We start from the raw sequence: 15,473 nt of genomic DNA, 5'->3' as shown, positions 1-15,473 counted from the left end.
ACATGTTCGTACATATAGATCAATGGCAAAGTATCGTAGGGCGGTCGTGTATTAAAAAAAATTATCGTGCTATATCAATCGTGTAAGTAAACCTGTCGGCCCTGTAATAGCCCAGGTTATATTCAAAAGGCCTGTCGCCCGGATCACATACTACCCGTTTCCGGAATAATATCGGCGCACCTGTTTTTACATTCAGCACCTTGCTGAGTTTTGCATCTGCTACAATGGCGCTGATCCCCTCTTTGGATAATGCGGCCACTATATGATGATCGCGTTCCAGGGTTTCGTACAATGGTTTTGAAAAATCGTCCTGTATGCTCAGTCCTGTACGCGGGTGAAAATACGAAATGAAAAATACCAGCGGGCCAGAATCAGGCCCTTTCAAACGTTCCATCTTCAGGATCTTTTCATCGGCCCCGATCCCGAACAATTGCTGAATTTCTTTATCCGGTACTACCATGTGCACCTTGATGCTGTAGTTTTTGAACGGCAGTCCCTTTTCATCCATCTCGTGGGTGAAACTCGTCCAGTTGTTCAATTGGGTAGTAATACTGTTTTTGGCCACACGTGTACCCACTCCTTTCTTCCGTACGAGCAGGCTCTCGAACACCAGTTTATTGGTGGCCTGCCGTACCGTACTCCTGGAGATCCCCAGCCGCTTAGCTATGTTGATCTCATTGGGCAAGAGCTTCCCATTCTTATATTCAGGTTTTTCTATCAGCTTACGCAACATAGATTCTACCTGCATGTGCAAAGGGAGTGAACTGCGGTGGTCAATTTCAAAATCCATGATTGTATGTATGTTCGTACATACCAAATGTAGGATGTTTTTTTAATTTCCAAAAAAAATTATTTTTTTCTGTGAAGACGGGAAGATCGTTTGCGGGGATGACGGGAAGAGATCAGCTAAAACCCTACCCTACTGCTTCCGTCTTCACGGCTAACCAATTTCGTCTGAACCTTCTGCCATGTTTCGAAAAAGACTGATAGACTCTGGTGAAAAAGGGCTTTCACTTTCTAGCTTTCCGTTACATTTGCAGCACACATCAATCAACAGGCATCCCCGGTGAATTTTTAAAACCAGCATAACTTTATTTCAATGAGAATTATCATCGTTTTTTTTGCGTCGCTACTACTATTTGCGTGTAACGAACAAAAAAAAGACAAAATATTTGAGCAAACTCCAAAAGACAAAACATACAAAAATGAAGTAAAAATTAAAAGCGGACTTCAGGAAATTGAAAGATTGAGTTTCAGAAGAAGTTATGCGGGCCATGAAAATTTATCTGGTAAAGCATTAGAAAAATTACATACATCAAATCCTGCTTTGGAAACATTTGACAGCAGTACCAAAATTTTCAAAAAACTAAATCAACTAAATATCTTAACCTCTTTTGACCTTGTGCTATCAGGATTTAAAGACAAAAAATTAGGCACCCAGTACCTGGACAATAACAGGAAAATTGAAATTACCTGTAATTATGACTCATTAACTATGTCTAAAATTGACCTGGCAGTAACCAATGAAAATAAAAAGGATTTAAAAACACTGGATTTCAACGGAGACCATATTATCGGTATCATTTTAAAAGACATTGATGATGATAACGTAAAGGAAATCTTAGTTTTGACAAATTACTACATCATGAATGGAGACAATTACGTACTTACCATATTGAAGTACATATAAAATATCGGGCCCTGGCCCGTGAACTCCAGAATACTTTAAACCATCGCCCCAACTATAAGTGGCTGCTGGCAAATCATTTTACTTCGCCGGGTCCATGCTTCCCTGGATCCGTTATGCGGTTTTTATTTTTATCATACGTTAATTTCCAGCTTAAACCCTTTTCCACGGATAATCACTATTTTGATCGTGGAATCAGCTTCCGGTTTTTTTCTAAGTTTTGATATAAACATATCCAGGTTGCGCCAACTATCAACCCTTCAACTTTCCCCACCGGAAATTTCGGTGCTGAACCATATGTAAAAAGTTTTTTTACAAAAGTTACATTTTTATTTACACTACAAATTTATGGTGCTAGAAATATCAGGCTAGTTTCGCTAAACCTGGTACCAAAGGGTATTAAAAGCAAATAGTGCGCTGGTGGTTCCATAAGAATTAAAGAAACAGGCTGCACGTATAGCTACAGGATTTGAAGATCCATTTGTCAATTATTTATCATCTTATAAATTTTCAAGTATGAACAACAAACGCTCAATTACATTTTTAATGTTGCTTATTGCTCCGTGCTTCTTTGGTTGCGGTGGATCTAAAAAAGAGCATGATAAAACCGGTGCCCAGGCAAGCCCCCTGTCCCTGCATGCAGGTGATGAAAATTACGTGGCAATAGATACCAGTGAAAGCCTGGTAAAATGGAAGGGGGCCATGCTAATTGGTTCAAACAGCCATACAGGGTTCGTGTACATAAAAAGAGGGGAACTGATGGTTGAAAATGGACAGCTGATCGGGGGTACCGTAGAAGTTGATATGAGTACGATTGAAGATGAAAGGCATGGGCGTAATAATAACCTGGTTAACCATTTAAAAAACGCCGATTTTTTTGATGTTGAAAAATTCCCCTTTACCACCGTTAGCATCATCAAAGTAGCGTCCATAAATGAGCTGGAAAAAGAAATTACGGCCAATCTTACCATCAAAGGCATTACCCACCCTGTTGCTTTCCCCGCCAAAGTCACTATCAGTAATACTTTTATTGAAGCAAGTGGTAAACTTACAATAGACAGGACGAAATGGGGTGTCCACTACAAATCAGGAAAGTTTTATGCGCTGTTAGCCGATCAGACCATGTCAGATGATATAGAATTCGATGTTAAGCTCTTAGCAAAAAAATAGAAAGCAACATAATATCATCTTAGTAAAAATGAATTGCAAACACTGTGACCAGCTGATTAGCAAGGTATGGGGAAGTTTGGGCCGGTGATGCTCAATTTCTGCCTTAAAGGTTTGTTTACAATATGCAGCTTTATTATTGTTATACTTATTAATCTCATCCCGAACAGCGGGTTCAGACTTTTCTTCTGCATTTCTGCATTATCCTTCATAAATCTTGTCCGAAATAAATATTTCAGCATCCTGATTGCAATCCTTTCAATATCCCTTAACGCTTTTTCTGACATGAGAGATGAAAGGGCTTTACTCGCTGTTCTTATCGATAAGTTGTACCATATTTTTATTAAATGATGAAAGTTTATTGTCTAACGTAGCAAAAAAATCTAAGTCAGCGATTGCGAAGCCGCTCCAGCATCGTAAGGTCCCGCAGCAATGCCGGCGCCATATATAACCTTACCAATTGATTGGTGTGAGTGGAGGCGGCATTCATATCCTGTTTTACACTGGCGAGTGCCCACAGATAAGTGTAAGCATCCAGTCGCTTATACTCCTCATTTGTGAAAGAAGAAGGATATTTTTTTAAAGAATCTATGGAAGCATCCGCCCAGTTTTTTTCCAATAAGGAAAAGAAATCATCAATAGGTTTCCCATCTGTAAGGGTTAGCGGGGTTTTGGAAAGTTGCGGGTGTAATACTTTATTAAAAGTAACCACCCGCTGGAGAAAGCCTCGTTGCGTCTGTACCTGGGCTCCGGATCCGTAAGCGATAAGGTATAAAAATAAAAAGGAGCATAATTTCATCCTGGTAAATTGAATTGTAAAATCTATGGCCGTCTGATGGTCTGCAAAAAAAATTTGAAAAGCAAAATTGCTATAAAAACACCTGAACAGGGCTAAAGTACGAAACATTTCGTCAATCACACTTCCCTCGTCTTATTCAATAGTTCATCCGGTGTTTCATACATTGAAAAAGTCATTACTTAATGCACCAGTTGCCACATATAAAAAAGTTTCGTTAAACTTTCTGCAGAAATAAAAGTCTTTACGGCCAAGATGCTTTATTGAGTGCATGCGATATGGGCTAATAACGAACATCTGGTAAACAATAACAGTACTTATTTATGAGTAACAAAAGCTAACTATGAAAGCAGGAACTAATACACCCACCCTATTATCACTACTACTTATATGCATACTCGGGAGCTGTAGCAAAAAAGACAATCCCGCATTGCCCGGTGATGGAATGTACGCCAGCAAACAGTTTGAGGATGCTGAAATAAATGTTTTGCAAGTTGAATATTCCAGGCGGGCGAATTTTCAACAACTTCAATACACTTCGGAGCTTACAAAATCTGTTGAACTGACCAAGGATACACTCAGGATGAAAATGGATGTTTATATGCCCCCCAATGCCACCCCTATCAAAAAACAACCACTGCTGGTTATGATCCATGGCGGCGGCTTTGTAGGCGGGGATAAAAATGCATGGAAGCCGGAGGCTTTTACCTATGCCACAGCAGGCTATATCTGCGCTACCATCAATTATCGCTTAACCAGACAAGGAGGCAATCAGTCGCCTGAACTAAGAATGTATGCTGTGACAACTGCCCTCGAAGACGCACAAAATGCAATACGATTTCTCAAAAAAAATGCGGACACCTACTTTATCGATACTTCGAGGATCATTGTATTCGGTGGGTCTGCCGGTGGGGCTTTGTCATTGTTAAATGCGATAGAATACGATGCAGGTTCGGGTACGAGTGATTGGCCGGGGTTTTCAAGCAGAACAAATGGATCCATTTCTACGGGCGCATCTCTGGTAAACGATGACCCCGCAAACCAGCCAGGAAGCTTTCAGTACGACGCCTGGGATTCTCCTGTACTGATGTTCCATGCAAAGGAATATGATTCAAATAACAACAACTATACCTGGACACAAAACGCCGTACCTACACAACAGGCCATAAACGCTTCCGGAAATTCCTGTATTCTTGTAGCTCAGCCTGATATGACACATACCGTTAACCTATCGCTGGGTGGAGAATACTGGCAGGACCTGCAGCCTTTCCTTTGGGGCAGGCTGCGTTTGGATGAGCTGTAAACGCCCGGGATTTTACATTATAAACAATGCCTGTCAAAAAGATCTCCGCGAACTGCTGTAAAAAAACTGAGCCATGGAAAACATTTCCTTTGGGAGATATTTTTATTTCTTTACATTTTGTTGTTTACTTAAGCGTAGACGAAAACTCTGACCGGTCATTCTGATTCAAACCAGTTTATTTCGACATATCAACTCCTGGTTTAGCCCTAGTACTAATATCCCCAGCCCCCATTATTATTGCCGGTCTTCCTGTTAGGGTAAAAAAAGGGGGACAGAAAACTGTCCCCCGGTGTTATAAACTACATATTGAAAAAAACTCTATTGATAGCCCGGGTTTTGCGGGAATGTCGGCCCTTCTGTCACCAGATTGATCTGTGTCTGAGGAATAGGCCTCAACATGTTAAAAGGTTGTACACCTGCCGCGCCTTCAGAATTCCATGCCTGTACACGATCCACCAGTTTCTTGGTGCGTGCAAGATCCCACCAACGGGTATCTTCAGCGAAGAACTCACGGCTCCTTTCATCCAAAATAAAATCAAGCGTGATTTGTGCCGGAGTCACCTGCTGAGCAAGAACCGCTGCTGCATATTCCGCAGGGGTTTGGTTTGCTTTTAAAGCTGCCCTTGTCCTAAGCACATTGATCATATCTGCCGCCTGCTGAGGAGTTCCTCCGCCTTTGAATGCGGCTTCAGCTGCTATGAGGTAAAGATCTGCAAAGCGAAACAGGATGTAAGGCCTGTCCGAATAATCGTTCATATCAACCCTGGTTGAATCATCCCATTTTCTCATGCTGGGGTAAAAAGCAGTTGTATATGGAACAGTTGCGCCGGTAAGATGTTCCGGCTCAAACATAACCCCTTTAAAGGCTGCTCTTTCCGCAGGCGTTACAAGCCTGTCTCTCATCCAGATAGAAGTATCCACCTGATTGATCAAAGTACCCCGTGGGGTTGTTACGCCGGTAGTGCCTCGTACAGAATTGGCTACACTATTAGACAACCATACTGTTTGGAATGTTCCATCATACCTGGAATCTGTGGCCCTGTTGGCAAACGCCTGATCGAGTACATATCGTGTATTCGGCCTGATACGTTGGTAAGGCCGGCCGTTTGCAGGATCCCTTACGGTCATATTTGAACCACCCGTTGCAGGATAGTTGGCATTGATATTTGTATAAGTAGGACGCCAGAAGAAATTAGACTGGTTTGCCCCGGCTCCGCCACCACCTGAACCAGGTGAATTGTTCTGGCCATATTTCAGATCCCTGGTATGATCCACCACCATCAACACCTCACTGCTGTATTCATTGCCTTCTTTAAATACAGAAGGGAAAAAAGGCAGTAAGTTCAGCCCATAAGTGGCTTTGTTATCTATCAGGTCTTTTGCCGTTGTGTAAGCAACGGTAAAATCTGTAGGTTGAGCAACAGAAGACCATCCGCGCCAGAGGTGTGTTTTGGCCAGTAAGTATAAAGCGGTTGCCTTAGTCGCGATCTTGCCATTGTTGGCCGCCGGTGTAGGTGACAGATCAGCAGCCGCTTCTGTGAAGTCTTTAATGATCTGCGCATATACATCAGCCAAAGGAGCCGGTGCATCTGCTGCCGAAGCAGATGTATTGAAAGTAGTATGCAATGGCACTTGTCCAAAGGTAGTTACAAGGTAAAAGTAACAGAACCCACGTAGAAATTTCGCCTGTGCAAGCAATTGGGTTTTTGTAGCTGCCGGTATATCTGCATCAGCGCCATATTGTAAGATACCGTTTGCTGTATTGATATCGATGTACATGGTATTCCAGAAACCAAGGTAATCGTCGGTATTACTTTTTATGGAAGGATTATTATACGTGAACCAATGCGTTACATCCGCTGCGGAACCGCGTTTGCTTTCATCGGTTCCTGTGTTAAACAGTTGAGTGAATATCTGGGTGCCCCAAAAACCCCTGAAGCTGGAATAGATACCGGCAATCCCCCCCTGGAGGCCATCAGTGGTAGTGAAAAAACTTGGTGTAAAGGATGTTCTTGGCTGTTCCTCCAGGATCTTTTTACACCCGGAAGTTGCCAACAGTAGCACAAGGATGAGGCTGTAGCTGAAATATTTATGTTTCATATTAATAAGTTTATTGTATTAAAATTTTACGTTTACTCCAAGGATCAGTTGGCGAGTTGGAGGGACACCCATTCCTACTACGGTAATACTGCCGGTATTGGCCCTTACTGCGGCCTGTCCACCCTGTGAACCGATCGCGTTTCCGAAGTTATTGCCATTTCCTTCAGGATCAATACCCAAGCCATCTCTCTTAAGCGGAGCCCATAAAATGAAGGGATTTTGAGCAGATGCATATATCCTGAGTGATTGAATTTTTGCTTTGCTGAGCAATTTCCCTGACACGTTGTACCCTAAATCTATGGTCCTTATTTTGATGAAAGAACCATCGCGGTAAGTAAGGGTGGATGTAAAGTTCTGACCATCCCTGCCTGCATCCGGCTGAGGGAAATCGTTGGTTGGGTTGGTAGGTGTCCAGTAGTTTACTTTTAGCTGCGAAACCCTGCTGTTACCAAAGAAAGGGTAACCTGCTCCGCTACCATCGGCTGATAAATAAGTTACCACTGCAGTTTGTCCAAAACGGCCATACATCACCACATTCAGATCGAAATTTTTGTATTCAAAATGGTTGGTCAAACCAGCTACCAGGTCTGGCTGGAACGTCCCGATCACCTGCCTGTCTGCTGCTGTAATGGCTTTGTCATTGTTAAGGTCCTGTATTTTTATATCACCAGGAAAAACACCGTATACTGCGGCTTCTGCAGCTTCGCTGGTTTGCCAGATACCGATCTTTTTGTAGTCAAATATTACAGACAGCGGCTGGCCTACGAACCATCCGTTTCCGATATCCTGTTGAAGATTGTTCTGTAAAGCGGTGATCTTTTCCCTATTGAAAGCGGCATTGAAATCAGTACGCCAAACAAATCCATCCCTCTTGTTGCTTTTAACATTTATGCTGCTCAACGTAAACTCCATACCACGAGAAGAAGTTTCGCCAACGTTGGTAGTCTGCGAATTTATACCCAGGCTACGTGGAAGGTTTTTAACCAACAAAATGTCATACGTCTTGTTTTTGTAGAAATCAATAGACCCTGTCAGGCGGTTATTGAACAAGCCGAAATCAAGCCCGATATTTGTTCCTTTTGTTTTTTCCCAACCCAGTTCCGGGTTTGGTGCTGTATTGATAAGATATCCATTCTGGTTGTTGGTACCGAAATTATAGAAATTGGATGTCAGGCTTCCCAATGTAGTGTAAGCTCCGATACCGGCATTGGAACTGATACCCCAACCTGCCCTGAGTTTTAAGCCGGAAACAAATTTTACATTTTGCATGAATCGTTCTTTATCGATATTCCAACCCACAGAAACCGCAGGATACGTTGTCCTCTGATGGCCTGGTGCAAGAACCGAAGATTCATCTGACCTTATAGTAGCGGTTGCTAAATATTTATCATCATAAGAATAGAGTGCCCTGCCCATATATCCGATCAGGCCACTTTCATTGAAATTTCCAGCCTGTGAGTTAATGGTAGTTACCAATTGCCAGTTGAATGTCTGGATAAAATTGGCCGGAACCCCTACGCCATCAAATCCTTGTGACTGGAAGTGATTTTTTTGAATTTCCTGCAAAGCTAATACCTGGAGTTTGTGCTTTTGCGCAAAGGTTTTATTATATTCCAACGAGTTGTTGATGGTGTACTGCCACCCTTCTGCATTTACCTGGCTAAGGGTTGATCCGGCAGTGGTAGTATTGGTATTAAAGACTGTATTCGGGCCGGTGTAGTTTTCGTTCAGCGTCTGAGACCAGCCATAACCAAATGTAGATCTGAATTTGAGGTCTTTCAGGATCTTTACTTCGCCATAAACATTGTGTTGGAACTGATATCTCCTCTGGAAAGCCCTGATGAGATCGTTATTCCCTATGGATGTAAGCGGATTTATTTGTTGTTGATCTGCCCCCTGCTGAATGGCCGGCTTGAAATTAAGTGAACCATCTGCATTATAAGGCGCAAATAATGGCGATAACCTGGTGGCAGCCCCATAAGCATTTGTTCCGGTCCTGTTAGACCTGGTCATAGTATTAAAACTGGTAAAACCAACCTTCACCCTGTCGGAAACCTTATGATCGATATTTACATTAAATGAGTAACGCTCCAGGATCTGGTTGTGTATTACGCCGGTTTCTTTATAATAACCCAGGCCAAAGAAATACTGTGTCTTGTCATTACCACCCCTCACATTCACATCATGGCTTGTCCTTAAACCGCTGGTCAGCAATAAATCTTGCCAGTCTGTACTTACCCCCTTTGCCAGGTTTGCAGTTTCATCTGCTGTAAGTGCATACAAATTCTGTCCAGGTGTATTGGAGTTGCCCGCAGCTGCATCCGCTTTGAACTGGGCATACTCAGCACCGTTGAACAACCTGTAGGTGTCAATGACATTCACCTTACCTACATACCCGTTGTAACTTACCGTAGCTCTTCCCGGAGTTCCTCTTTTTGTAGTAACGATGATCACCCCGTTGGAACCACGTGACCCGTAAATAGCTGTGGCAGAGGCATCCTTCAACACATCCACATTAGCGATGTTCTCAGGATCGAGGTCATTCAAACTACCGCCATAGGCCATACCATCTACAACTATCAAAGGGCTGTTATTACCACTCAGAGAGCGGCTGCCGCGGATAAGTATCTGGCCGGTTGACCCGATATTAGAACTATTGCTCACGATATCCACACCTGCTACTCTACCCTGCAACTGGTTATAAATATTAGGCGCTTTAATTTCGTTCAGGGTTTCGCCCTTAACAGTAACCGTTGACCCGGTTACATCTTTTTTCTTCTGTGATCCGTAACCGATCACAACAACTTCTCCCAATGCTTTATCAGAAGAAGTTAAAGTAACGTTTTCTACTGCAGACCTTACTTTCACTTCTATCGATTCAAAGTTTACGGAACTTACCACAAGGGTAGCGCCCCTGGCTGCCGAAATGGTGTAATCACCTGCCCCATCCGTGGAAGTACCGTCTGCGGTGCCTTTGACTGTAACGGAGGCGCCAACAACGGGAGCCCCTTTGTCATCAGTAACACGGCCTTTTACAGTCAGGTTCTGCGCAAAAGCTACCACTGCAAAAAGCTGCAGCACTAGCGTAAGGCAGAGAACTTTTGCTTTTGAATTTTTACTCATAGTTAATTTTGTTTTTTTATTATGCATTTGGTTTGGTAAATAGTAAAACGTATCAGCGTTGTATACTTTCTATATATATGTAAGTTTTTAGTGGCTTTGGTGATATCCTCTTTATCCCGAAGAAAAATATGGCTCCGCTTTCCAACCGGGATCTCTATCCGGGCGGATAAATCCTGATAAGGTAAACCAGGTGGGTTTTACTAAAAGGTAGCCGGAGATACTACAAAATGGTGGCAAATTGACTTTCATACAGCAATTAATCTTTTAAAATAATTTTCCAATTATTTATTACAATGGATTGCATTAAATATTAAAAATATGCGCTTTTAACAGCAAACATGACTTTAACAGCTAACGCATTCCAGACTCTAAAAAAAATTTTTGTTATTCAGCAATATCCAATCGATTCCGCCCTTTTTAGGATGGGGCGCCTATTTCACAAGCAATCTATTAACGTAATAATTTGTTAATACGACACAATGTAAAACAAATAAATTACAATTTGCAACCGATTGCATTTTTTTTCTTAAAATTTCTTATTTTTAGCATCCGGATGCATTCTCACCATTTATTGTATCCTGAAATGCTTGCTTTTTATGGGAAAAGAAATTACCATTTACGATATTGCCAGGGAATTGAATATCTCTGCCGCCACAGTCAGTCGCGGCTTGAAGAATAGTTCGGCAGTAAGCAAGCCTACTATCAAAAAAATATTGGAAAAGGCGGGAGAAATGGGATACCGCCATAATACTTTCGCCAGTAACCTCCGCAAACAGAAATCTTACACCATAGGTATACTTCTTCACACATTGAACAGCAACTTTATAGCCTCAGTGCTGGCAGGGATAGAAAAGATCACTGCAGAGGCTGGTTATAATATCATCATCGTGCACTCGCGGGAAAATTATGAGCAGGAAGTGGAAAATGCCATGAACCTTTTTCATAACCGGGTAGATGGAGTGATCGCTTCCCTATCCTTTTCGTCCAAAAACATTGATCACTTTCAGCCTTTTTTCGAAAAAAATATTCCGGTCATATTCTTCGATCGAGTGGAAGAAAGCAGCAACAAGACCCACGTGATAATCGATAATTATAAAAGTGGCTACATAGCTACCCAGCACCTGCTGCAACAGGGATGCAGCAGGATAGTGCACTTTACTTCGAGCCTTAAACGGAACGTATATCATCAACGGCACCGCGGTTACACCGATGCATTGTTTGATGCCGGCATACCATATAATAAAGACCTGGTACTGGTAAAAGATATCAGCGAAGAAAGCGCCCTCGAAGCTGCCCACGAGATCTTACAAATGGAACCCCGGCCCGACGGGCTTTTCGTGAGCAACGATTTTGAAGCGGCAGTCTGCATGCAGGAATTAAAACGGCATGGAATGCAGGTTCCTGATGACATCGCCGTTGTGGGGTTTAACAACGATGCCATTAGTAAGATCGTTGATCCCCAACTTACCACCATCGATTATCCCGGTAAAGAAATGGGTGAGGTCACCGCAAGGAATATCGTGAACCATTTGAACGGGCGCGGAAATATAGCGAGCACTAACAGGATAATTATAAGATCTGAACTGATCGTCAGGGAATCATCCGTGAAAAACAGGCAGAAAAAATAAATAAAAAGGAAGTACTTTATAACCCGTTAAGCTTATAAACTATTTCAATAGAAAAGGATTGCAATACTATTTCAGGATGCCGCCATTAAACTTGATCATCGCCAAAAAGTAGTCATATGAAAAAAACATTAACCCCATTACTTTTATATATACTGCTATTGGCTTACATGCCGCTATCTGCGCAGGTACGGCTTCCCGCCCTGGTAAAAGACTTTATGATCTTACAACGCGATCATAAAGTAAACATCTGGGGATGGGCCTCGCCAAAAGAAAAAATAACGATCCGCTTCCAGCAGAAAAATTACAAAACCACTACCGGCACTGACGGGAAATGGCTGGTAATACTGCCTCCCATGAAAGCCGGTGGCCCATACACGATGGACATTACAGGTAAAAATAAGATCAGCCTGAAAGAAATCCTGATCGGTGATGTCTGGTTTTGCTCCGGCCAATCCAATATGGTGCACCAGCTCAATATCCACGATGTGACGTATGCCGGTGAGATTGCTACCGCAAACTATCCCCAGATCAGGCAGTTCTGGATCCCTACCCTCACCAGCCTTACCGGCCCTCAGGCCGACCTTCCTTCCGGCAACTGGAAAGCTGCCGTAGGTCAGGATGTGAGGCCCTTTTCAGCCGTAGCGTATTTTTTCGCAAAAGACCTTTTTGAAACATATCATGTTCCTGTAGGTATCATCAACGCCAGTGTTGGCGGCACTCCCATTGAAGCCTGGATCAGCGAAGAAGGGCTCAAAGATTTTTCATCTTTACAAACTACCCTGCAAAAAAATAAGGATACCGCTTATGTAAACAGTACCAACAGCAAAACTTTTGCAGGCAACAGAACCGGCTTCCGGCAGCAGGATAAAGGTTTACTAGCTTCTCCCAAATGGTTTGAAACGGCCTACGTTCCAAAAGGCTGGCATAGCATCAATGTACCCGGCTATTGGGAAGACCAGGGCGTAAAAGACCTCAACGGCGTGGTATGGTACAGGAAAGAAATCGATATCCCCGCCTCCATGACAGGTAAACGGGCAAGAGTTTTTTTAGGAAGAATCGTAGATGCGGATGTATTGTACATAAACGGAAAACAGGTGGGTAGTACAACTTACATGTATCCGCAAAGAAGATATGACATCGCACCGGACGTGTTGAAAGCCGGCAAAAATATTTTTGTCGTAAGGGTCACCAACAACAATGGCAAAGGTGGTTTTGTGCCGGATAAACCTTATTGCATATTCGCGGGAAAAGATACCGTAGACCTTAAAGGAACCTGGGAATATAAAACCGGGGAAGTGTACATGCCCGCCAGTGGCGGGTTTGGCGGCGGTATTGCTGCGCAAAATCAACCTGCAGCTTTGTACAACGCCATGGTGGCTCCGGAAATAAATTATACCATCAAAGGATTTGTATGGTACCAGGGTGAAGCGAATACCGGGCGAGCAGAAGCCTATAAAAAATTACAGCCCGCCCAGATCGCCGACTGGCGCAATAAATGGAAACAAGGAGACCTTCCTTTTTTATATGTACAACTTCCGGGGTTCATGGATTATAATTACCTGCCCTCGGAAAGCCAGTGGGCCCAATTGAGAGAGGCGCAGTTACAATCGTTATCGGTTGCCAACACCGCCATGGCAGTGGCTATCGACCTGGGCGAGTGGAACGATATTCACCCGGATAATAAAAAAGATGTGGGCAAACGACTTGCGCTGGCAGCAAAAAAGATCGCGTACCATGAAGACATCGTGTACTCCGGACCGCTGTTTCAGTCGGCCACCGTGGAAGGCAATAAGATCATTGTTTCCTTTACCAATACCGGAAGCGGGCTGATCACAAACGATGGCGAAGCGCCCGCCGAATTTGCCATTGCAGGTGCTGATAAAAAATTTGTGTGGGCAAAAGCAACGATTGAAGGAAATAAGATCATCGTTTCCGCCGACCAGGTAACCAATCCCATGTACGTAAGATATGCCTGGGCCGACAATCCCGTAAACCCTGATTTGTATAACAAAGAAGGATTGCCGGCATCACCTTTCAGGACTGATGAAAAATAAGGACAAAAAATAAATGTATTGTTATCGATAATGAAATTGTTTTAACCAAATAAAACGGAAAAATGAATTTAATCAAACAACCGATCCTGGCGATCTCCATTTTTTTAAGTGTAACCGCAACTGCACAAAATAAAGTGGTGCTGCATGCCGGACAGGCAAAAGACACGATCAATAAAAATATCTACGGACATTTTGCAGAGCATCTCGGGCATTGCATTTACGGCGGTCTTTACGTGGGTGATAACAATAAAAAAATTCCGAATAAAGACGGGATAAGGCTCGATGTGATTGCGGCACTCAAAAAATTAAAAGTGCCGGTGCTTCGCTGGCCCGGTGGTTGTTTTGCCGATACGTATCACTGGAAAGACGGTGTGGGACCAAAAGACCAACGCCCTTCGATGCTGAATGTATGGTGGGGAAATGTAAAGGAAGACAACAGTTTTGGGACCAACGAGTTTTTAAACATGTGCGAGGTCCTTGGCGCCGAACCGTACCTGAGTGGCAACGTAGGAAGCGGCACGCCGCAGGAACTGGCCGATTGGGTAAAATACACTACCCATCCCGCCGGCAGCAGTCCCATGCCCGAACTAAGGGAAAAATCCGGCAGGCAAAATCCATGGAACGTACGCTTCTGGGGTCTCGGAAATGAAGCCTGGGGCTGTGGTGGCAACATGACCGTGGAATATTACGCAAATGTTTACCGCCAGTATGCGACCTTCATGACAGACTGGAACAACAGTGATAAACTTTACAGGATCGCTTCCGGTGCTTCTGATGATGATTATCACTGGACAGAAGTGTTGATGAAACAACTGCCGCCAAAAATGTTTGATGCACTTGGTCTCCATCATTACTCTGTAATCGACTGGGCCAAAAAAGGATCATCTGAGGCTTTTACCGAAACCGAATATTTCACCACCATGCAAAGAGCATTGCAGATGGAAGAACTCGTCACCAAACACAGCGCCATCATGGATAAATATGATCCGCAAAAAACAAAAGCGCTGGCAGTGGACGAATGGGGCGGTTGGTATGATGTGGCACAAGGCACCAATGAAGCGTTCCTTTTTCAGCAAAACACGATGCGTGATGCGATGATCGCAGGCACTACCCTTAACACGTTCAACAATCATTGCGACAGGGTGAAAATGGCTAACCTTGCACAGATCATCAACGTACTGCAGGCCGTGATATTGACCGATGAAGAAAAAATGGTGCTCACGCCCACTTATCACGTGATGGAAATGTACAACGTGCACCAGAATGCGCTGATGCTGCCACTGACCGTCAGCAGTACTGATTATATACTCGGTGATAAAAAATTACCGGCTGTTTCTGCATCCGCTTCCAAAGACAAAAATGGAGTCGTACACCTGTCGCTGGTAAACATCGATGCGAATAAAGAACAGAAAATAACCGTCAATCTCGGCGATATAAAAACCAGCAACATGAACGGCCGGATATTAAGTTCACCAAAGATCCAGGACCACAATACATTTGAAAAGCCGGAAAACATCACACCAAAAGCTTTTAATAAAGTGAAATTAAACGGCAACGAAATGGAAGTAACACTTCCTCCGTTCAGTGTTGTTGTGCTTGCCTTTGGTTAACAATT

10 protein-coding genes are annotated in these 15,473 nt (G+C 43.3%); 6 read left to right on the top strand and 4 right to left on the bottom strand.

Annotated features, from left to right (window positions below; all coding sequences use genetic code 11):
• Positions 1 to 61 precede the first annotated feature (61 nt).
• Entirely contained in the window at positions 62 to 790 is a 729-nt protein-coding gene (locus EGI32_RS20910; protein ID WP_255157615.1) for a GntR family transcriptional regulator, read from the bottom strand.
• A 309-nt stretch (positions 791 to 1,099) separates the two neighbouring features.
• Between EGI32_RS20910 and EGI32_RS20905 the strand changes: the two genes are divergently transcribed.
• Positions 1,100 to 1,690, top strand: coding sequence for a hypothetical protein (locus tag EGI32_RS20905; RefSeq protein WP_255157614.1), 591 nt, complete (start codon positions 1,100 to 1,102; stop codon positions 1,688 to 1,690).
• Between the two features lie 513 nt (positions 1,691 to 2,203).
• Positions 2,204 to 2,857: a YceI family protein gene (locus EGI32_RS20900; protein WP_255157613.1), complete on the top strand. Its 654-nt coding sequence runs from the start codon at positions 2,204 to 2,206 to the stop codon at positions 2,855 to 2,857.
• A gap of 385 nt (positions 2,858 to 3,242) precedes the next feature.
• Here EGI32_RS20900 and EGI32_RS20895 read toward each other — a convergent pair whose 3' ends face one another.
• Positions 3,243 to 3,653, bottom strand: coding sequence for a hypothetical protein (locus tag EGI32_RS20895; protein ID WP_255157612.1), 411 nt, complete (start codon positions 3,651 to 3,653; stop codon positions 3,243 to 3,245).
• 340 nt (positions 3,654 to 3,993) lie between these two features.
• Between EGI32_RS20895 and EGI32_RS20890 the strand changes: the two genes are divergently transcribed.
• Positions 3,994 to 4,953, top strand: a complete 960-nt coding sequence (locus tag EGI32_RS20890) for an alpha/beta hydrolase (RefSeq protein ID WP_255157611.1) — start codon at positions 3,994 to 3,996, stop codon at positions 4,951 to 4,953.
• A gap of 318 nt (positions 4,954 to 5,271) precedes the next feature.
• Here the strand turns inward: EGI32_RS20890 and EGI32_RS20885 are convergent, their stop codons facing one another.
• Entirely contained in the window at positions 5,272 to 7,053 is a 1,782-nt protein-coding gene (locus tag EGI32_RS20885) for a RagB/SusD family nutrient uptake outer membrane protein (protein ID WP_255157610.1), read from the bottom strand.
• 18 nt (positions 7,054 to 7,071) lie between these two features.
• Positions 7,072 to 10,176, bottom strand: coding sequence for a TonB-dependent receptor (locus EGI32_RS20880; RefSeq protein WP_255157609.1), 3,105 nt, complete (start codon positions 10,174 to 10,176; stop codon positions 7,072 to 7,074).
• Positions 10,177 to 10,772: 596 nt separating this feature from the next.
• Here EGI32_RS20880 and EGI32_RS20875 point away from each other — a divergent pair.
• From EGI32_RS20875 to EGI32_RS20865, 3 genes are all read left to right on the top strand, one after another.
• Positions 10,773 to 11,804 (top strand): LacI family DNA-binding transcriptional regulator, encoded by a 1,032-nt coding sequence (locus EGI32_RS20875; RefSeq protein WP_255157608.1) that lies wholly within the window; start codon positions 10,773 to 10,775, stop codon positions 11,802 to 11,804.
• A 116-nt stretch (positions 11,805 to 11,920) separates the two neighbouring features.
• A complete protein-coding gene (locus EGI32_RS20870) occupies positions 11,921 to 13,858 on the top strand; it encodes a sialate O-acetylesterase (RefSeq protein WP_255157607.1) in 1,938 nt (645 codons plus the stop codon).
• A gap of 62 nt (positions 13,859 to 13,920) precedes the next feature.
• Complete coding sequence (locus tag EGI32_RS20865) at positions 13,921 to 15,468, top strand: alpha-N-arabinofuranosidase (RefSeq protein WP_255157606.1); 1,548 nt, start codon at positions 13,921 to 13,923, stop codon at positions 15,466 to 15,468.
• Positions 15,469 to 15,473: the final 5 nt, after the last annotated feature.

Source organism: Ferruginibacter sp. HRS2-29, assembly GCF_024343615.1.
In the GTDB taxonomy this organism is placed as follows: domain Bacteria; phylum Bacteroidota; class Bacteroidia; order Chitinophagales; family Chitinophagaceae; genus Ferruginibacter.
The sequence above is the reverse complement of the archived record's forward strand: the minus strand, read 5'-3'. Positions and strand labels throughout refer to the sequence as shown.